Origin of the sequence: Stieleria sedimenti (assembly GCF_025060895.1) — a bacterium.
GTDB classification, from domain to species: Bacteria; Planctomycetota; Planctomycetia; order Pirellulales; family Pirellulaceae; genus Stieleria; species Stieleria sedimenti.
Genome location: NZ_JANZKV010000017.1, coordinates 18506 through 37621 on the forward strand (window position 1 = coordinate 18506; position 19116 = coordinate 37621).

15 protein-coding genes are annotated in these 19116 nt (G+C 59.8%); 10 read left to right on the top strand and 5 right to left on the bottom strand.

Annotated features, from left to right (window positions below):
• Positions 1-159: 159 nt before the first annotated feature.
• The 3 genes from tyrS to NZK35_RS03115 form a co-directional block, all read right to left on the bottom strand.
• Positions 160-1446 carry a tyrosine--tRNA ligase gene (gene tyrS / locus NZK35_RS03105; protein WP_259631138.1) on the bottom strand — a complete coding sequence of 429 codons (1287 nt, stop codon included), beginning with the start codon at positions 1444-1446 and terminating at the stop codon, positions 160-162.
• Positions 1439-2155, bottom strand: coding sequence for a 2-C-methyl-D-erythritol 4-phosphate cytidylyltransferase (gene ispD / locus NZK35_RS03110; protein WP_259631139.1), 717 nt, complete (start codon positions 2153-2155; stop codon positions 1439-1441). Before ispD ends, tyrS begins: the two co-directional genes overlap by 8 nt.
• Positions 2156-2379: 224 nt before the next feature.
• A complete protein-coding gene (locus tag NZK35_RS03115) occupies positions 2380-3570 on the bottom strand; it encodes a Gfo/Idh/MocA family protein (RefSeq protein ID WP_259631140.1) in 1191 nt (396 codons plus the stop codon).
• Positions 3571-3794: 224 nt separating this feature from the next.
• Between NZK35_RS03115 and NZK35_RS03120 the strand changes: the two genes are divergently transcribed.
• From NZK35_RS03120 to NZK35_RS03150, 7 genes are all read left to right on the top strand, one after another.
• Positions 3795-4424, top strand: coding sequence for a hypothetical protein (locus tag NZK35_RS03120; protein ID WP_259631141.1), 630 nt, complete (start codon positions 3795-3797; stop codon positions 4422-4424).
• A 215-nt stretch (positions 4425-4639) separates the two neighbouring features.
• Positions 4640-6637: an ATP-dependent helicase gene (locus tag NZK35_RS03125; RefSeq protein WP_259631142.1), complete on the top strand. Its 1998-nt coding sequence runs from the start codon at positions 4640-4642 to the stop codon at positions 6635-6637.
• Between the two features lie 91 nt (positions 6638-6728).
• The gene (locus NZK35_RS03130; RefSeq protein ID WP_259631143.1) at positions 6729-7775 is read left to right on the top strand and encodes a nucleoside monophosphate kinase; all 1047 of its coding nucleotides are present in this window, start codon (positions 6729-6731) and stop codon (positions 7773-7775) included.
• 57 nt (positions 7776-7832) lie between these two features.
• The gene (locus NZK35_RS03135) at positions 7833-8087 is read left to right on the top strand and encodes a hypothetical protein (protein WP_259631144.1); all 255 of its coding nucleotides are present in this window, start codon (positions 7833-7835) and stop codon (positions 8085-8087) included.
• Between the two features lie 56 nt (positions 8088-8143).
• Positions 8144-9511 carry a sulfatase family protein gene (locus NZK35_RS03140; RefSeq protein ID WP_407699760.1) on the top strand — a complete coding sequence of 456 codons (1368 nt, stop codon included), beginning with the start codon at positions 8144-8146 and terminating at the stop codon, positions 9509-9511.
• A 17-nt stretch (positions 9512-9528) separates the two neighbouring features.
• A complete protein-coding gene (locus tag NZK35_RS03145) occupies positions 9529-10788 on the top strand; it encodes a hypothetical protein (RefSeq protein ID WP_259631145.1) in 1260 nt (419 codons plus the stop codon).
• 123 nt (positions 10789-10911) lie between these two features.
• Positions 10912-11826, top strand: a complete 915-nt coding sequence (locus NZK35_RS03150; protein ID WP_259631146.1) for a PQQ-like beta-propeller repeat protein — start codon at positions 10912-10914, stop codon at positions 11824-11826.
• 164 nt (positions 11827-11990) lie between these two features.
• Here NZK35_RS03150 and NZK35_RS03155 read toward each other — a convergent pair whose 3' ends face one another.
• Positions 11991-12896 (bottom strand): sigma-70 family RNA polymerase sigma factor, encoded by a 906-nt coding sequence (locus NZK35_RS03155; RefSeq protein ID WP_259631147.1) that lies wholly within the window; start codon positions 12894-12896, stop codon positions 11991-11993.
• 346 nt (positions 12897-13242) lie between these two features.
• Here NZK35_RS03155 and NZK35_RS03160 point away from each other — a divergent pair, with 346 nt between their 5' ends.
• Positions 13243-14076 (top strand): amidohydrolase family protein, encoded by an 834-nt coding sequence (locus NZK35_RS03160; RefSeq protein WP_259631148.1) that lies wholly within the window; start codon positions 13243-13245, stop codon positions 14074-14076.
• A 9-nt stretch (positions 14077-14085) separates the two neighbouring features.
• The gene (locus tag NZK35_RS03165; RefSeq protein ID WP_259631149.1) at positions 14086-15114 is read left to right on the top strand and encodes a zinc-binding alcohol dehydrogenase family protein; all 1029 of its coding nucleotides are present in this window, start codon (positions 14086-14088) and stop codon (positions 15112-15114) included.
• Here NZK35_RS03165 and NZK35_RS03170 read toward each other — a convergent pair whose 3' ends face one another.
• On the bottom strand, positions 15115-17856 hold the full coding sequence (locus NZK35_RS03170) for a protein kinase domain-containing protein (RefSeq protein ID WP_259631150.1): 2742 nt from the start codon (positions 17854-17856) through the stop codon (positions 15115-15117).
• A 202-nt stretch (positions 17857-18058) separates the two neighbouring features.
• On the opposite strand from NZK35_RS03170, the gene hemC reads away from it, so the two are divergent.
• Positions 18059-19084: a hydroxymethylbilane synthase gene (gene hemC, locus NZK35_RS03175; RefSeq protein ID WP_259631151.1), complete on the top strand. Its 1026-nt coding sequence runs from the start codon at positions 18059-18061 to the stop codon at positions 19082-19084.
• Positions 19085-19116: the final 32 nt, after the last annotated feature.

Here is a 19116-nt window from a genome sequence, read left to right on the forward strand (position 1 = left end):
GAACCTCGGGCGGGGGCGAAGGTTCCGTCAGTGTAGCCGATCCGGGCCGATTCACCTCAAAAGGGGCGGAAAATCTATTTTTGTTCGCGGCAGGGCGCGAGCCCTCCGGTCTTTCACTATTTTTGTTAGCGGCAGGGCGCGAGCCCTCCGGTCGGAGCACTACGGAGTAAACCGCAGCAGGGCGTAGTTCTTGCGGCCCTTGCGGAGCACCATCACGGTCTCGCTGGCCAGATCGGATTCCCCCAGGCGACGGTCCATGTCGGTCACCCGTTGGTTGTTGATGTACGCTCCGCCCTCTTTGATCGTCCGTCTCGCTTCGCCACCGCTTTTGGCCAGCCCGGCTTGCTGCAGCGCCTCAACGACCCACAAGCCCTCACCGGCGAGCACGTCGCGGGTGAGTTCTTGGCTGGGAACATCGGCAAAGATCTCGTTGAGCATGGCATCGTCCATCGCTTCGATCTCGCCGCCGAACAGCGTCTTGCTGGCCTTCAGCGCCGAGTTCAATCCGTCTTCGCCGTGCACGAACCGGGTCATCCATTCGGCCAGTCGTTTTTGGGCGGTGTTGCGTCCCGGGTCCGACGCGGTCACTTCGGCCAGCGAGTCGAATTCTTCCCGCCCGATTTCTGTGAGGTAGGCGATGCATTTCATGACGTCTTCGTCGCCGACGTTCAGCCAGTATTGGTAGAACGCGTAGGGGCTGGTCCGCTGGCGGTCCAGCCACACCGCTCCGCTTTCGGTTTTGCCCATCTTGCGGCCGTCGCTGGTCGTCAGCAGCGGTGCGGTCATTCCGAAGACCTGTTTGCCCAGCATGCGGCGTGCCAGGTCGATGCCGGCGGTCACGTTGCCCCACTGGTCGCTGCCGCCGGCTTGGATCAGGCAGCCGTGTTCGCGACACAGGTACACGAAATCGTAAGCTTGCAGCAGCATGTAGCTGAACTCGGTGTAGCTCAGTCCGGCTTCGCTACCCAGTCTGGCCCGGACGGACTCTTTGCCCATCATGACGCCGACGGGAAAGTTCTTTCCGACGTCGCGCAGGAACTCCAGGTAGGTGTAGTTTTTCATCCAGTCGAAATTGTTCAACAGGATCGCCGCGTTGTCGCCATCGAAGGAAAGGAACCGTCGCATCTGCGTTTCGATGCCGGCGATGTTGCGTTGCAGTTGTTCGGTCGACAGCAGGTTGCGTTCTTCGCTTTTACCGGTCGGGTCGCCGATCATACCGGTCGCGCCGCCGACCAGGGCGATCGGTCGGTGGCCGGCTTGTTGAAATCGCCGCAGCAGCATCAACTGCATCATCGACCCGACATGCAGCGAGGTGGCGGTGGGGTCAAAGCCGATGTAGACCGTTTGCGGCTGCGAATCGAGCAGCTTTTGCAAGCCCTCTTCGTCGGTGACTTGGTGAATCAAGCCGCGCCAACGCAGCTCTCGGATCAGGTCGTTCTCAGGCATGATTGGATTCGTGTTGAGTCTTCAGGATCGCCTCGGCGACGATCAAGTCGTTGGGGTGGGTGATTTTAAGGTTGTCGGGCGAACCGGGGACCAACGCCACAGGGACACCCGTGCGGCCGACAAGTTCGGCATCGTCGGTCGCCGGTCGGCCGCGGTGTTTGGCGTAGGCGCGTTGCAGCACATCGAGCGCAAACACCTGGGGCGTCTGGGCCAGCCACAGCGTACTGCGATCGACCGTCCGGCACGACGCCCCCGCGTCCAACGATTGCTTGACCGTCGCGGTGACGGGGGTGGCCAGAATCGCCGCTCCGGTTTGGTCCGCTTTGGCAAACACGGCGTCCAAGTCCGCGCTTCGCACCAACGGCCGTGCCGCATCGTGAATGGCAATCAGTTGAATCGCAGCATCGTCGGCGACCCGATCGACGCCGGCGCGGACACTGTCGGTTCGTTCGGCACCGCCGCACGCCAGCTCGATGCCCAACGCGTTGACTTGCGAGCCAAACTCGCCTTCAAATCGCGGCCGGTCCCGATCCGAAATCGGCATCACGATCCGCGCGACCCGTCGATGGGCCCGCAACCGCTGGGCGGCGACCAGCCAAATGGGTTGCCCGGCCAGCCGCGTGAACAGCTTGTTTTGGTCCTGTCCGAATCGACGACCACTGCCCGCGGCCGGCAGGATCACCGCGACGTTGTTTGGAGAGGTGGACATACAAGCCTGCGTCACGCAAGAGGAATTGGCGAGTGCTTTGTCAGCGTTCAAGTTTCGAGCCTGCGTTTGTCGAGCGGAAAAGGGTTCAGGTACCGTTGGTGTTTAGCCTTTTAGGCGATTCCCTTTCGCTGCTATGCAGCGAAAGGGGCGGCTAAAGCCCAATNNAGCCTGCACACCAACGCTTAGGCCCGCGCCATTCGGGTCAGGTACCTGTTCCGTGGCACCTACTTCCGCGCCGCTTCGTGCCGCAGCGGCACCCAGGCCGCGTTCTCCTGGCTACTGGCGACACACTGCTGGATGAAGAACATGCCTTCGACGCCGTCGTAACAATTGGTGTAGACCGAATCGCGTCGCTCGAACGTCTCTCCGCAGGCACGTTTGGCCATGTCGTCAAAGGCGGCATTGTAGACGTTGGCGAACGCTTCGAAAAACGCCTCGGGATGCCCGGCCGGGATGCGGCATGCGGCACGGCCCATGGCGTTGATGTGTGCCGCTTTGGGGTCACGCGTGTAGATCTGGTGCGGCTTGCCGTTGTGACGCACGATCATCTCGTTGGGGTTTTCCTGTCTCCATTTTAGCGAGCCCTTGGTGCCGTCGATTTCGATTTCAAAATCATTTTCACGGCCATGGGTGACTTGCGAGGCGGTGAGCGTGCCGAGCGCCCCGTTCTCGTACGTGATGATCGCCGTCCCGTAGTCGTCCAGGCGTCGGCCTTCGACGAAGGTTTTCAAGTGACAGCTGACTTGGTCGGGCAGCAAGCCGGTCATGTAGCGACCGAGGTTGTAGGCGTGGGTGGCGATGTCGCCGAATGCGCCGGCGGCACCACTCTTGCTGGGGTCGGTTCGCCACGCCGCTTGCTTGCTCTCCTTGTGCTCCATCGCTTCGACAAGCCAGCCCTGGATGTACTGGGACCGGATCGCGTTGATTTCGCCGAGTTCACCGCCGAGAATCATCTCGCGCGCCTGACGGATCATCGGGTACCCGGTGTAGTTGTGCGAGAGCGCGAAGACGACGTCGCTGTTCTCGACGGTCTCGAGAAGCTGTTCGGCTTGGGCAAGATCGTAGGTCATCGGCTTGTCGCAGACGACGTTGAATCCCGCTTGGACGGCCGCTTGGGCGACTTCGAAATGGACGTGATTGGGCGTCGCAATGCTGACGAAATCGATTCGCTCGTCGGCGGGCAACTTCAGCTCTGCGTCGAGCAATTCCTGATAACTGGTGTAGGCCCGAGCGTCTTCGATCCCGTAATCCGGTGCCGATGCTTTCGCCCGTTCGGGGTTGCTCGACAATGCCCCGGCGGTGACAACCGCCCGATTGTCCAGGCAGGCGGCAATCGAATGGACCCGACCGATGAACGAGCCTTGTCCGCCACCGACGAGTGCCATGCGGAGTTTTCGATTCAGGGGTTCATTCATGCCCATAGTGGATTTTGTTGACCTCGATGATGCAAAGGGAGACAATTTGAGCGGGTTGTTGTTTTCTCGCGTGGCCGGCAATCGTAAAGACCCGTCGGCTAGCCTACAATTCCCCGTCCAGGCGTCACGCCGGCTCGTTGTGCCGGCGGCGTCGGAGTTGCTGTTTGATACAATTGAACGCCCCTCGCCTGTTACCTCATCCTCGCCGCACGGAGCAGAATTCCATGGTTGACCAACCCCATCAAGCTGATCAGCGATCATTCGTTCGACGTCGGGCGGTCCCCCTGCTCGCGGCCGCGACGTTGGCGTCGATTTTCGTGGCGGCGTATTTCGCCGGCCAGACCCATGCCTTGCGGCAAGCGAATCAGGAGTCGGCCGCACAGGGTTCATCCAGCCGTGCGGAATTTCCCTCGGGATTGAAATTGCCGACTCTGGACGCCACGGCCGCCATCTCCAGCGAAAAATTCTCGATGGCCACCGGATTCGTCAGCGACCGCGCCGAAGGTCTATTTGTGCTGGACCACAATTCGGGTTTGTTGCAATGTTCGGTCATGTATCCCCGACTGGGCCAATTCCTGGGCCTGTTCGTCGTGAATGTCCATGACGCCCTGGGGACGGGAAAAGGCGCCGAGTACATGATGATGACGGGGCTGGTCGATATGCCCAGCAGCAACAGCAATCCCCTGGCCTCCTCGGTGGTGTATGTCCTCAATACGACCACCGGGATGTACGCCTGCTATTACATCCCCTTCAATCGCAGCCTGATGAATGCCAACAAACCCCAACAAGGCAACCTGGTCCTGTTGGCAACCGGCAGTGCCGACCCGGTCGTGGACCGCGACGCGATTCGCTAGTGCTTCGTTAACTTTTCAGCTGAGGGTGCCGCGGATGGCACGGGCATCAGTCACAAGGGATGCAGTAACCGTTGGTGTTTAGCCTTGAGGCGATTCCTGTTCGCTGCGACGCAGCGACAGTGGGCTTCTTCAGCCTGCACACCAACACGTCTGCCCGTGCCATTTGTACCTGACCCCTTTTCCGCGGCACCCACGATACTTCAAAAGGACTTGCATTGGCTCACGGATTGAACCCGGCGCAATCAGACGCCGTCGAAACACTTTCAGGTCCCCTGCTGGTGCTGGCCGGCGCCGGGACCGGAAAGACACGGGTGGTGACGTTCCGCATCGCCAACCTGATCCGCCACGGAACGGCCCCCGATCGGATTCTGGCGGTCACCTTTACCAACAAAGCCGCCGGCGAAATGAAGGAACGCGTCGGCGAGCTGCTGGGCTATGCCGGCAAACGCAAAAAGAAGGGTGAAAAGCGTTCCGAGCCGACGATCAGCACGTTCCACGCCCACTGCGTCCGCGTGCTCCGGCGCCACGCCACGGCACTCGGCTATCCGGCGAAATTCTCGATCTACGATCGCAGCGACCAGGAATCCCTCGCGCGCGAAATCCTTCGGCAACTGCGGCTTCCCGGCACGGCGCTCAAACCCGGAGACCTGCTGGGGATCATCAGCAACTGGAAAAACGATTCCGTCCACCCCGACAAGGCGCCCTTGGTCGCCTCGACCGATAAAGAACACCTCGCCGCGGCCGGCTACCGACGCTACCAGGAAGGACTCAAAACGCGCGGCGCGATGGACTTTGATGACTTGCTGTTGCAGACCGAAGTCCTGTTCGATGAGCATCCCGAGATCCGTGACGCCGAGGCGTCGAAGTTCGATCACGTGCTGGTCGACGAATACCAAGACACCAACGGCAGCCAGTACCGGATCACCAAACACCTCGCCGGCAAACACCGCAACCTGTGCGTCGTCGGTGACGATGACCAGTCCATCTATGCCTGGCGTGGGGCCGACGTGACCCACATTTTGAATTTCAAGAAGGATTGGCCTGATGCGAAGATCGTTTGTCTGGAAGCAAACTATCGAAGCTGTGGGGCGATCTTGGAAATGGCCAACCGGCTGATCAAGTTCAACGCCGAGCGTCACGACAAAGTCCTGCGCCCCTCGCGTCCCGACGGCATGCGGCCTCGAATCGCACAGCACAAGGATGAGACGAAAGAATCGCAGTCGGTCGTCGGCGAAATCAAGCACCTGATTGAAAACCAGCACGTCCAACCGCGTGACATCGCAATCTTGTTTCGCACCAACGAGCAGCCCCGTCTGTTCGAAACCGAGTTGCGTAAAGCCGATGTCCCCTACGTGATGCTGGGAAGCCAATCGTTCTTCGATCGCCGCGAAGTCCGCGACATGGTCGCGTACCTGAAATGGATCGACCAACCCGATGACGAAGTGTCGTTACTTCGCATTATCAACACGCCGTCGCGCGGGATGAGCCCCAAGAGCGTCAAGACGTTGATGGAGCACGCCGTCGCCGACGGTGTTTCGATTTGGCAAGTGATGCAACGCCGAGACATCATCGCTGACCTGTCGCCGGCCGCCCAGCGCGGGATCGCCGACCTGCAATCGGTCTATGCCGACGTCACCGCGCGGGCCAAAAGCGAGTCGTTGACGGCGGCCATGGATACGCTGCTGACGCGGACCGCCTATGCCGATGAAATCAACCGACTGTACGACGAACCCGAAGACCGGCAAAACCGCATGGCCTCGCTCGGCGAAGTGGCCAACGCGATCGGGGCGTTTGAAGACAGTCGCGAGGACGCCGATCTGACCGGCTTCTTGGCCGACATCGCGCTGTCCGGCCGTGAGATGGGAAATGAAAAAGACAAGCTGGCGATGCAAAACGCCGTTTGGCTGCTCACCCTGCATGCGGCCAAGGGACTGGAATTCCCGGTCGTCTACATGGTCGGCATGGAAGAAGGCTTGTTGCCCCACTCCCGCAGCGTCAAATCGGGACGTGAAGAAGACATCGCCGAAGAGCGACGATTGTGTTACGTCGGCATCACCCGGGCCCAAGAGCAACTGACCCTTTCGATGGCGCTGACGCGACGCAAATGGGGCAAGCCACGCCCGACGATCCCCAGCCAATTTCTCTACGAAGTCACCGGCCAAGCGACCAACCCCCACCAGTTCCGCAAGCAACGAAAAATGGCCGGTCGGTAAATGCGAATGGGCGAGGCACGTTCTTGTCTCGATGGGTTAAGATCTCCGGGAAAGTGATTTTCGAAATTGCCAACCCTCCGTCAAAGATGTCATGGTCCAATCCAACGAGCTGAAGCCGAACACTCTCTATATCGAAGTTTCGGGTGCAGGTCTTCCTGAAGTGGATGGACTGTTCGTTCCCTCCACGGCTCCGCCGACCGAAAGTGAATCGGGTACCGTTTCGAGCCCTGGCTACTGGAATGGCAAGATGGCGTGGGATCGCGCCGATGGCAAAAGTGCTCGATGCCCTGCTCTGTCCTATTCCAACAGTTACAAGTCCTGGCGAATTTGTCGGCTCGACGGCCATCTCGCCTACGACGTGACCTGCGACGATGAACTGCCGCCGACCGATAGGCAATGGCACGTTTACAAGAAAGGTGTCGCTCCGGCTCCCAAGGTCGTGGTGCACCACTGCGACCCACGACTTCCCTGTCCCAAGGCCAATGTCGTTTTTGTTCTGGGGGGCCCGGGGGCGGGAAAAGGAACGATGTGCGAGCTCGCCGAGTCGCAGCTCGGCTGGAACCACTTATCCGCCGGCGATCTGCTTCGCGCCGAGCGAGAAGCGGGAGGGCCGACCGCTGCGATCATCAACGAGGTCATTCGCGACGGAAAGTTGGCGCCGGATGAAATCATCGTCAGTCTGCTGAAGAAATCGATGGAGACGATTACTCGAACGACTGGCAAGAAGAATTTTCTGTTGGATGGCTTTCCCCGCTCGCTGGGCAACCTCGAATGCTGGTACGACATCTTCGGTCGAGACGCGGAGTTGCCAAAGATGCTGTACTTCGAGTGCCCTTACGATGTCTTGCGGCAGCGTATTTTGGGCCGAGCGAAGTACACCGGCAGACGCGACGACAATGCGGAGAGTTTGAAAAAGCGATTTGATACGTTCAAGGCACAGACATTGCCGACCGTTGAACGGTTCAAAAGCCAAGACAAGTGTGTTGAGATCGACACGAGCCAAAGTCGCCAAGCGGTCTATGACGAAGTCGTCAGCCATCTGGCTGAGCACACCGACAAAGAGTTCGTTGCCAATCCGCTCACCGAGAGAGCGGAGATGCTGCTCGGACTAAGGCCCTATCCCAAGCAGAAGGCCTGAACCGTTTGCTGACAGCGCATCGCCACGAAGGTCGATGGCGTGCAACACACATCGATCATGATGGACATTGTTATGGCAAGGGATCCGGCGGGCGTCGAGGCCGAGCTGCCGCCGGGATTTGACTTGGGGGTTGAGAAAGAAGAAGCTATTAGCGGGAACCGAGTTCGGTTCCTCGCCGCCAGGGGAGCACCATGCGGTTTTCCGACCGCGATCCTCTGGTTTTTTAGTGCGCGTACCGACCCGCTATGGGTGGCGGAACGCGACTTCGATTCGAACGCCCAACTTCCGCATTCGAAAGAATGGGATCCATGATGATTCAATGCTGTGCCTTGGCGCAAACCGGTGACGGCCGGTCATTCTCATGTCATTTGCGACACCCAATCGCTAGATTCGCAGGTCTAGCCGCTGCCGCTCTGATTTCACAGCTGCTGTCTCCGCCGTTCCTCAAGGCCGAGTCACCCAATCGCCCCAATCTCGTTTTGATATTGGCCGATGATTTGGGCTACGGCGACGTCAGTTATCAGGGCGCGCCGGATGTAAAAACGCCCAACCTGGATCGATTGGCCGCCGAGGGCATCACGTTTACCGGCATGCGCGCCAATTGCACCGTTTGCTCTCCGACCCGCGCCGCGATCATGACCGGGCGTTACGCCGATCGGGTCGGTGTGCCGGGAGTCATCCGGACCACGCCGGCCAACTCGTGGGGACACCTCGCCCCCGGCGTTCCGACGATCGCCGATCGACTGGGCGATGTCGGGTATCACACCGCGATCATCGGCAAGTGGCATTTGGGATTGGAGTCGCCGAACACGCCGAACGAACGTGGATTTGATCTATTCCACGGTTTTCTCGGCGACATGATGGATGACTACTACGACCACCGTCGTGGCGGCATCAATTTCATGCGTCGAAATGCGCAGGAGATCGATCCGGAAGGCCACGCGACGGAGTTGTTCACGCAGTGGGCGATCGATTACTTGACGCGGCGCAGCAAATCGCCCGAACAGCCTTTCTTTCTGTACCTTCCCTACAACGCGCCGCACTTTCCGATCCAGCCGCCCCAAGAGTGGTTGGATCGCACGAAGGCCCGTTACCCGGACATGGACGACAAACGGGCCCAAAACGTGGCGTTCGTCGAACACCTCGATTACAACCTGGGGAAATTCTTCACCCACCTGGACAGTCTCGGTTTTCGCGACAACACGGTCGTCGCCTTCACGTCGGACAACGGCGGATCGCTGCCGCACGGACAGCGGAATCTGCCCTGGCGCGACGGAAAACAGAGCCATTATGATGGTGGGTTGAAGGTCCCTTTCATCATTCGGCCGCTGGACAAACGCCTTGCCGGAACCAAATCGGACTATGCTGGGTTGACCTTTGACCTGACCGCGACATGCTTGGACTTGGCCGGCGGCCCGCGGGACGCGGAATCGGACGCGGTCAGCCTGGTGCCGATTTTGCAAGGCGATCCAATGCCGGACCACTCTCGTGAACTCTATTTTGTGCGACGCGAAGGCAACCAACGCTACGTGGGTGGCGCGTATCACGCCCTCATCCGGGGGAAATGGAAATTGATGCAGAACGACCCTTTCTCGCCGCTGGAACTGTATGATCTGGAAGCCGACCCACACGAAGAACACAATGTGATTGAATCGAATTCGAAAATCGTCGGTCAACTGAAGCGTTCCCTTCAGGCACACATCCAGCGCGGCGGACGAGTCGCTTGGCAACCGTAACTCGCAGGCCGACTCCGATGATCCAGCCCGCACTGATTGCGTTGATTCGCAACGGGGAAACGACGATGTACATCGATCCGTTCGGATCGGTGTGTTTCGCACGCCAATTGATTTGGGGGCAAGACGCGTTGGAGCAATGGCTCGCCGGACGCCAACCGGTCCATCAATTCGACACCGATTGCGAGGCCGGCGCGGTGATCGATTTTGATGCCCAAGCGTTGCTCTGGTACAGCGAAGAGGAGCCGGTGGATCAGCCGCGGACGATGCAGTTGCTCGACACGTTGATTGCCGAAGCCTGGCATGGATTCGAAATCTTGTACGCCGACGGGATGTGCGATCTGCAGATTGCCGCCGGCGATTCGATCAGCCACGCCAGCCAGCAACGGCTGCGGGTGGTCGACGAGAGCGTCGATCCGCTGGAATTTCGCAGTGAGACGCTCGACGAGGAGTCTCCGCATTGCGAGCCGTTTGATCTTGATGACGAAGAGGAACGATTCGCCTGGGTGACGATTCTGGATGAAGACCAGTTGATCCACCATCGCTTGATCGGAGAGATCACCTCGGACGTGATTCGAAACGAAGACGATCCGTTGTCGCGACTGAAATCGCTTCCCACGTACGACGTGCCCGCCGAGCAGAACGTGATCGAAGCCATCATCGTGAATGAGCCCGAGCGTCGGATCGAAATCTGGGGGGGCCGCGACATTCGAGCGGCTGCAGGTGAAATGACACTCTACTGGCCGGACTGGGACGTGGAGTGTGTCGAAGCCAACGGGTACGAGCATCAATGCCGTTTCAGCGGCCCCGCCGGGACGCCGATGACGGCCGCCGAAGCGCTCGGGACGCTGGTCCCGATGCTGCTGATGACCGGAAACTTTGATCCGTCGGCGATGCTCGGCGAACTCGGCAAATCCTTCAAGGGCTTGATGGCAAAGCTGGTGACCGTGGTCACGGTGCTGGTTTGCCTGCCCTTCGTGATCTTTGCCTTGGTCTCCGGGAATTGGAAAACGGGGGGCATCACGATCGGCGTGATCGTGGCATTGGTGGTGATCACGTTCAAGCTGATCGAGCGAAAATGGAGGCGTGGTTTTGCCGCCACGCTGTCCGAAGTCCACTCCGACCCAACGATGTCCGACGAGAACGAACCAGCCACCGCCGGACCGTCGGATCCCCGTCAACGTCGCCAACAACTCGATCAGCTGCTCTCACGAGCCGGCCTGCCGAGCCTCGCGGAGATCGAGCCCCATTTCGACAGCGATGTTCCCGTGGCGGTGTAGCTCGCCTGTCCCCATCGGACCGCGTCCCGGACAGATGCGTTACAATCCACCGCAACATCGAGACGGTTGATGCGCTCGTCCGTCAGTCAGACGTTCCCCTCACTTTCCTCCCCCTGCCCATCCATGCGATCGATCATTTGCCTCTCCCTGGCGTTACTGTTTGCCGCCCCGCTTGCCGCCGGTTATCCCCTGGTTGCCAATGAACGCAACCTGCTGTTCTGGTTCGATGCCGAAGGGAAGGTGACGGCAAAGGTGGAGCTGAAGGGGGCGCCCCATGACATTCACGTGCTCGAAAACGGCAACGTGCTGACACACCAGGGAACCGAGATCATCGAATTGGACGCGCAGTCACGCGAAATCGTTTGGAGATTCGACGCGCGTCAGTTGGCGACTGCCGAGAAGGTCGAATTGCACTCGATCGCGCGGTTGCCCAACGGGCGGGTGATGGTGGCGCTCAGCGGCGAAGGAAAGATCTATGAGATCGACCGCGAAGGAAACGTTCACAAACAGTTCCAACTCAAACGCGACCGCCCCCATCCACACCGCGACACACGTCTGGTCCGCCCGATCATCGACGGGGAGCAGTGGACGTACCTGGTCGCTCAAGAGGGCGACGGGTTTGTCCGCGAGTACAACCGTGACGGAAAGATCGTCTGGGAGTACGACGTGCCGTTGTTCGGCAAGCAGCCCAAGGGCGGACACGGCCCGGAGGCTTTTGGAGATTCGGTCTTCAGCGCACTGCGCCTGCCCAATGGAAACACGTTGATCGCGACCGGAAACGGACACAGCATCCTGGAGGTCACTCCGGAAAAACAGATCGTCTGGCAGGTCGACCAGCATGATTTAAAAGACATCACGCTGGCCTGGGTGACGACGCTGCAGGTGCTCGACAACGGGAACATCATCGTGGGCAACTGTCACGCCGGTGAAGGCCAGCCGCAAATCATCGAAATCGATCGAAAGAAGAACGTCGTTTGGTCGTTCACCGATTTTGAACACCTGGGCAACTCGGTGTCCAACTCCGTGGTGCTCCGCTAGCGGAGCATCGGACGGACAGACTTTTTGTTAGCGGCAGGGCGCGAGCCCTCCGGTGTTGCAGACTTTTTGTTAGCGGCAGGGCGCGAGCCCTCCGGTCTTTGGAGGTGTTTTGGAGCTGCAACCGGACGGCTCGCGCCGTTCCGCTAACACCTTGAGTTGAGTGTTTAGATCCCGAAACGTTCGCGGGGATCGGTCAGTCCGTCGGCGAGCCGACGCAGGGCTTCGGTTTCGATCTGTCGGACGCGTTCACGGGTCAGGCCGAGTTCGGCGCCGATCTCTTTCAGCGTTTTCGGTTCCGTTGCGTCGAGTCCGAAACGGAGTTTCAAGACCATCGCTTCGCGTTCTTCCAGATCGCCGAGCAGTTCCATGGCGTGACGCAAGATGTCGTGATCGAGCATCATCTCGTCGGGAGCTTTCAAACGCTCGTCCATGACCATTTCGCCGAGTGACCATCCCGATTCACTCTGGTCACTTTGCGGCGTGCTATTGCTGATGCGGATCGCTTTGCGGATGATCGGCAACTTCTTTTTGGGCAGGCCCAACACCCGTGCGACCTCTTCGTTGGTCGGGGTGCGGCCGAGTTCTTCGCTCAACCGGGCCGTCGCACGACGCCACTTGCTCAACAATTCGACCATGTAGGCGGGAATCCGAATCGTCTTGGCGCTGTTGATCAACGCCCGTTTGATCGATTGTTTGATCCAGTAGCTGGCGTACGTGCTGAAGCGGGTTCCGACGGTGGGATCAAACCCCTCAACGGCGCGCAACAGCCCCAGGTTTCCCTCTTCGATCAGGTCTTGCAGGCTGAGGCCTTTGCCGGTGTAGCCGCGGGAGATGTTGACGACCAAACGCAAATTCGCACGGACCATTCGATCGCGGGCTTCGACATCGCCCTGTTCGATCAGGGCGGCCAGTTGCAGCTCTTCTTTGGCCGTCAGCAACGCCGTCTCGTTGATCTCCCGCAGGTACGTCTCCAGCGGTGACTGCGCCGCATCGGTCCTCCGACTCGATTTTCGAGTTTTCTTGACGTCAGCGAGATCCGGATCAACTGATGGGGCGACGAATTCAGACATGAGAATTTTGGGTAGGTTGAATCGGTGCGATTTCGCCACCGCGGACGAGCGCCGGTGGTCGCCGCGGGTGGGCGATCGCCGGAGAGAGGAACGTGAGCAGCTGGCAGTCGACATTCGCGGATGCCGTAAGGAGTGCATCGGATCCCGGGTCGGCGAAACTGCAATTCCAGTGAATCGGGCACGGGTTTGCCAGCGTTGGCGATTGTTCCGGTCCTTCCGATTGTTCACAAAACGCGGCTGGGAACACCGAGCGACGCAATGGTGGCTTGTCGTCGGTCAACCAATGCCGTTTACTTTGTCGGTCCTTGGAACCGAAACAGACTACCCGCACCGTTGTTGTCCCGACATGTTGATCGACTCACACCATCATCTTTGGAAATACTCCGCTGAGCAGTATCCGTGGATCAGTGACAGGATGTCGGTGCTGCGAAAGGATTTTTGGTCCGACGACTTAAACAGCCTCTCCGACGAATACGGCGTCGAAGGCTTCGTCACCGTCCAGGCGCGGCAATCATTGGAAGAAACCGAGACGCTGCTCTCGCTTGCCGAAACACAGCCGCTGATCAAAGGCGTGGTCGGCTGGGTCGATTTTGCGTCCGATGAAATCAGCGAGCAACTGGATCGATTCGCCGGCAACGACAACCTGAAGGGCTTGCGTCACGTCGTTCAAGATGAACCGGACGATCGATTCATTCTGGGCGCGGCATTCAATTCCGGCATTCGCCAACTCGCCGGCCGAGACCTGGTCTACGACGTCTTGATCTTCGAGCGTCAATTGGAAAGTTCCATCGAGTTCGTCCGGTCGCACGCCGACATCCCGATGGTGCTCGACCACATCGCCAAACCGGCGATCAAGGACGGCGAGCTCGATGCTCATTGGGCATCACAAATCCGTGAGATCGCTGCGTTGCCAAATCTTTCATGCAAATTTTCCGGCGTGGTCACGGAAGTCCGGGACACCTGCTGGGACATTGAAACCATTCGGCCGTATTGGGAGACCGTGCTCGAGGCGTTTGGCCCCGATCGTTTGATGTACGGAAGCGATTGGCCCGTCTGTCTGTTGAAATCGACCTATGAACGATGGCTGGAGGCGGTCCGGTCGTTAGCCGGCGAACTGTCCAGCGACGAACAAGAACAGTTTTTTGGCGGCACCGCCAAACGCATTTATCACTTGGAGTAACTTTGGAACATGCGCGCGATACAAATCAGTGAAGTCAAGACGTTAAAGCCCATCGAGATCGATCCGCCTGCGGCGCCCGGCCCCGGACAAGCCCTGGTGCGAACGCATCGGATGGGCGTCTGTGGAACCGACATCAGTTGTTATCTGGGGAAGTTTCCGTTTTTCGATTTTCCCCGCATCCCCGGTCACGAGCTGGGGGTGGAAGTCGTTTCGGTCGGTGAAGGCGTGACAAACGTTGCCGCCGGTGATCGTTGCAGCGTGGAACCCTACATGAACTGTGGGACGTGCTACCCCTGTCGTCGCGGTGCGACCAACTGTTGCCAAAACCTGAAAGTGATCGGGGTGATGATGGACGGCGGGCTGTGCGAGTCCTTTCTGGTTCGCGCCGACAAGCTACACCCGTCCAAGAAACTCTCCTTCGACCAACTCGCGCTCGTGGAGACATTGGCGATCGGGTGTCACGCCAATGACCGCGCCAATCCACAACCGGCCGATCATGCGATGATCATCGGAATGGGGCCGATCGGATTGGCGACGCTGGAGTTTGCGAAATTTACCGGCGCGAAAATCAGCGTGATGGATATGAATCCTGATCGATTGGAGTTCGTCCGACGCAATTACGGGATCGAAAACATCGTCCAGTTCAAAGGCGATGGCAGCGAATTGGAGCGGATGCGTGAGCTGACCGGCGGCGATTTGTATCAATCGATCGTCGACGCGACGGGAAACCGTCATTCGATGAGCGGCGCGCTGAACTATCTGGCCAGCACCGGATCGTTGGTTTACGTCGGCATCACGACCGACGAAATCACGTTCCGGCACCCGACGATGCACAAGCCGGAAGCTTCGATCCTGGCGTCACGCAACGCGTTGCCCGGCGATTTCACCCGGATCATTCAATTGATCGAAATGGGGATGATCAACACCGATGCTTGGATCACCCACCGAACCGACATGGAGGGTGTCTTGTCAGATTTCGAATCCTACACCAAACCGGAAACCGGGGTCATCAAGGCGGTGATTTCCGTCAGCGGTTGATCACAGATCCAAACCGGTCACCCAGCGGGCCCAATCGGGTTCGTCCTTGGGGTCCAACAGCGGTTCGGGAATGACGGCCAGACGCTTGCTTTCAGGCGTCCCCGGCGTTTGGGCTCGAACGGTCAACAATCCATCGACGTTCAATTCGAACCCGATGGAGCGTGTTCGTTTGAGTTGATTGTTGGAATCCTTGTCGACCTGGAATTCGAAGCGTCCCAGCGAGTGCCATTTGTCGCCGTGCACGCCGGAGGATTCGACGACCGACAGAGTCATGGAGAATCGGTTTTTGGCGATCGTCAATTTTCGGTTGGTACGCGCCGGCAGTTTTTCGCCGCGGGGGATGATCGGCAAAATCCGCCGCCGCCCCCGACTGTCTTCGATCACGATTCCGATCGTTTGGCTGGAAACGCATCGCGGCGGCAACAGCAAGTCACTCCGTTGGGGCAATTCGGCGGCCAGGCAGGCGGCCGCACCGCGCGCGATGTCACTGTGATCGACGACACGGACATCCAAGTCGGGCGACAGTTTTTTGAACAATCGGGTCTGCAAGACATCGATCCGCAACAGCGGCCCGTAGATCACGGCAGAGTCAATTTTCTTGGGATGCACGCCCGCTTGCTGGCAGACCGCATGCATGTCGCGGCGGATTCCGTGGATCAGATCGGCACAGCGTTCCAGCCACGTGTTCCGCCCCACGGTGATCGAATAGGGGCGATCGTCTTTTTCGATGCTGATGGTCACCTCCGACAGCATCAGCAACGAATTCATCGCATGTTCGCACGCCATCTGCAACCGCGACGCCTGGATCGTGTGATCGGTCGGATCGAAACCATGCCGTTGCCGAAACCCTTCGGCGGCAAGCGTGACCAGGCGGTGTTGCCAGCTCAACATGCTGGTGTGCCAATGGCCTGCGGTGGCCAGTTGTTTCAGCTGCATGCCGTCGCGTTGCACCAAGGCGACCTCGGTGGCTTGTCCCGACAAACCGATGAACAGCATCGTCTCGGCCGAGTTGATGTCGATCGGTTTGTTCTCGCCGGACACCACGCCATCGATGTCCAACAGCAGTGACTGGATCGCCGCGACGTTTCGGTCGACCAGGCGAACGGATTCGAGCCCCGCGATGCGACAGGCTTGCTTGATGCTGCGTCGATGAAATTGGTCGTAACACGCCGGGACCACCATCGAAGTCAACTTGGGCATGGCGCGCCCCGGCCAGGCATTGGCGACGATCCGTCGAATCGCCAGCGCCAGCAGGACTTCCGGCGGGCAGTGATTTCCGGCAATCTCGCGGCGGACCACGTCCTTGCCGATGTACATCGGCAGGCAGTGCACGACATGCTTCGGCGCGACCCGACGCACCTGGTTGGCGTCCATGTCAAACAGCAGTCGCCCCTGATCGTTGGCGATCACCATCCGAAACAACGGCTGGTCATCGGCGCCGGCGATTAAATTGTGGATGCCGACTCCTTGCACCGATTCCGCCGCCGCGGCGTAAGACATCCCCATGTCGATTCCGAACACGGGCTGATTGGCGATTGCGGTGGACCCCCCGGACATCGTGGAATCATTGACACTGGATTGCCGATTGACGAATTCCGCCAACCAGGCGGGACTGTGCGACTCCTCGGCATAAGCTCCCAGATCTTCCACGACCTCGTCCAAGGACGCGTAGCGTTCGCTGAGCCGTTTGGCCATCATCCGACGCAGCAGATTGGACAGCCCCAGGTCGACGTCACTGCGCAATTGCATCAGATCCGGGATCTCGCCGTGACGATGGCCATAGACCTGGTCCAGGTATTCCCCCTGGAACGGCGGTCTGGCGGTCAGCAGAAAGAACAGCACCGCCCCCAAGGAATAGATGTCGCTTCTCGGATCCGCTTCGTCGGGGGATTCGAGCTGTTCCGGGGACATGTAGGCCAACGTCCCGATCAGGCGTCCCTTGCGTTTGTGATGGGAATCAGGGTCTTGCACGCGGCCCAATTCACGGCCGTCTTCGGACCACAGGACGTTGCTGATTTGGGCCAGCCCCAGGTCCAACACCTTGATCGTCCCGTCGACGGCGCGGATCAGATTGCCGGGTTTGACATCGCGGTGCACGATCCCGGCGCGATGGGCGTGCAACAGTCCCAGCGCGGCTTGACGCACGATCGCGGCGGCCATTCCTGGTGACAGCGGACCGTTTTTAGAAACCAGTTTCGTCAACGTCAATCCGTCGACGTACTCCATGACCAAGTAGTGGATCCCGCCAAATTCGCCGGCGTCAAAGGCGGTGACAATATTCGGGTGCATGACGCGAGAGGCGGCGCGGACTTCGTCATAAAACCGCTCCACCGACGCTTCGTCAGAGATCCGATCGCTCCGCAACACTTTCAGTGCGACCTTGCGTTGCATCCGCACGTGTTCGGCGGAAAACACCTGCCCCATGCCGCCCGAACCGATCAGGCCTGTGATGCGATATTCGCCGATCTGCTTGGGAACCTTGCCTTCGGAGTCCGCCGAGCGTTTTCCCGGGATGCTGACGGCGGTGGCTTCCCCCGCTTGAAACGCCTGATCGGAGGCCACGCTGAGTTCGATTTCCGGTTCCGAAAGGTCGCCGATCTCGCAGGTCGCCGGATCGGCGCCGACCGCTTCGCTATACGACGGCACACTTCCGAGCTCCGCCGAGTCGACGAGGCGACCTTCGAACTCGCTGGAGAGCGAATCGGGCGTCAAATCATCGCTATCGGAGAGGGATCGGGACAAAGTGATGGACGTCGCGGTGGGAAGGGGGCGGGGGGAAGGTCGAGTGAGATCCGTCCACCCGATCGCCACCACCCAATATATCGCAAGAGCGGTGGAGTTGTCGGACTCGGATCTGGCACGTTACTCTAAGACCCGGAAAACGAAGTCGGTAGGTTGTCGCCCGACTCGTCCGTTAGCCTTCACACGAACTCGGCCCATTCTCTTGCCAGCACCGGATCCATCGTCATTATCCGACCGCCAGCCCTCCGATCAGCCGGCGGGCCAGTCGGATCCCCGCGTCCTTCGCATTGCGACCCGAGAAAGCCCCCTGGCCCTTTGGCAGGCACGGCACGTCGCCCAACTGTTGGCCAAGCACACCGTTGCGCCGCGGATTGTGCCGATGGTCAGCGGCGGCGACGTGGACATGCGGCCGATCGACGGCAAACGCTCCGTCGGCGTGTTCACCAAACGAATCCAGCAGGCCCTGTTGGACGACGAGGGAGACGTGGCGGTGCATTCGATGAAGGATCTGCCGACCGAAGCCCACCCGAGTCTTCGAATGGTCGCCTCGCCGGCGCGAGAAACGGTGGCCGATTGCCTGGTCTCGCCGAGGGGGGGGGGATTGGACGCGTTGCCCCACGCCGCCCGCATCGGCACCGGCAGCCGCCGCCGCGCGGCACAATTGCTGAAGCTCCGCCCCGACCTGGACGTCCAACCGATTCGCGGCAACGTCCAGACACGGCTGCAAAAGATGCGGGACGGCGAATACGACGCCATCGTGCTCGCCGCGGCGGGAATCGAGCGGCTGGAGATGCATGATCTGCCCCGCGTCCAGCTGCCGCTGGAACACATGCTGCCCGCTCCCGGCCAAGGCGCCTTGGCGATCGAAGTGCGCGGCGACGATACCGATGCCGTCGCGGTGGTCTCACAACTCAATGTTCCCCGTTCGACCGCCTGCACGCTGGCTGAACGGACATTGTTGTCGCAACTTCATGGCGGCTGTCTAGCGCCGATCGCTGCCTTGGGAACGGTCTCCGATGTGTCGGCTGGCGAGGAAACCCGGTCCGTCCTGCATTTGGTCGCCCGCGTGTTGTCGCTCGATGGCAAAGTCTGCTTGGAATCCGAAGCCGACACGACGCTGGACCTGGCATCGGACGACTGGCAATCCACGGCGATCGCGTTGGGACGACAAGTCGCCGAGATGCTGATCGACCAGGGAGCCAAACCGCTGATCGAAGCCGGACGGTAAGGTTGGTCGGGAACGTCGATTCTTTTGCTGCA

Bases quoted from the DNA above. Each gene is read 5' to 3' on its own strand.
- tyrS (WP_259631138.1), bottom strand. From the start codon at position 1,446: ATGCCTGAGAACGACCTGATCCGAGAGCTGCGTTGGCGCGGCTTGATT.
- ispD (WP_259631139.1), bottom strand. From the start codon at position 2,155: ATGTCCACCTCTCCAAACAACGTCGCGGTGATCCTGCCGGCCGCGGGC.
- NZK35_RS03115 (WP_259631140.1), bottom strand. From the start codon at position 3,570: ATGAATGAACCCCTGAATCGAAAACTCCGCATGGCACTCGTCGGTGGC.
- NZK35_RS03120 (WP_259631141.1), top strand. From the start codon at position 3,795: ATGGTTGACCAACCCCATCAAGCTGATCAGCGATCATTCGTTCGACGT.
- NZK35_RS03130 (WP_259631143.1), top strand. From the start codon at position 6,729: ATGGTCCAATCCAACGAGCTGAAGCCGAACACTCTCTATATCGAAGTT.
- NZK35_RS03135 (WP_259631144.1), top strand. From the start codon at position 7,833: ATGATGGACATTGTTATGGCAAGGGATCCGGCGGGCGTCGAGGCCGAG.
- NZK35_RS03145 (WP_259631145.1), top strand. From the start codon at position 9,529: ATGATCCAGCCCGCACTGATTGCGTTGATTCGCAACGGGGAAACGACG.
- NZK35_RS03150 (WP_259631146.1), top strand. From the start codon at position 10,912: ATGCGATCGATCATTTGCCTCTCCCTGGCGTTACTGTTTGCCGCCCCG.
- NZK35_RS03155 (WP_259631147.1), bottom strand. From the start codon at position 12,896: ATGTCTGAATTCGTCGCCCCATCAGTTGATCCGGATCTCGCTGACGTC.
- NZK35_RS03160 (WP_259631148.1), top strand. From the start codon at position 13,243: ATGTTGATCGACTCACACCATCATCTTTGGAAATACTCCGCTGAGCAG.
- NZK35_RS03165 (WP_259631149.1), top strand. From the start codon at position 14,086: ATGCGCGCGATACAAATCAGTGAAGTCAAGACGTTAAAGCCCATCGAG.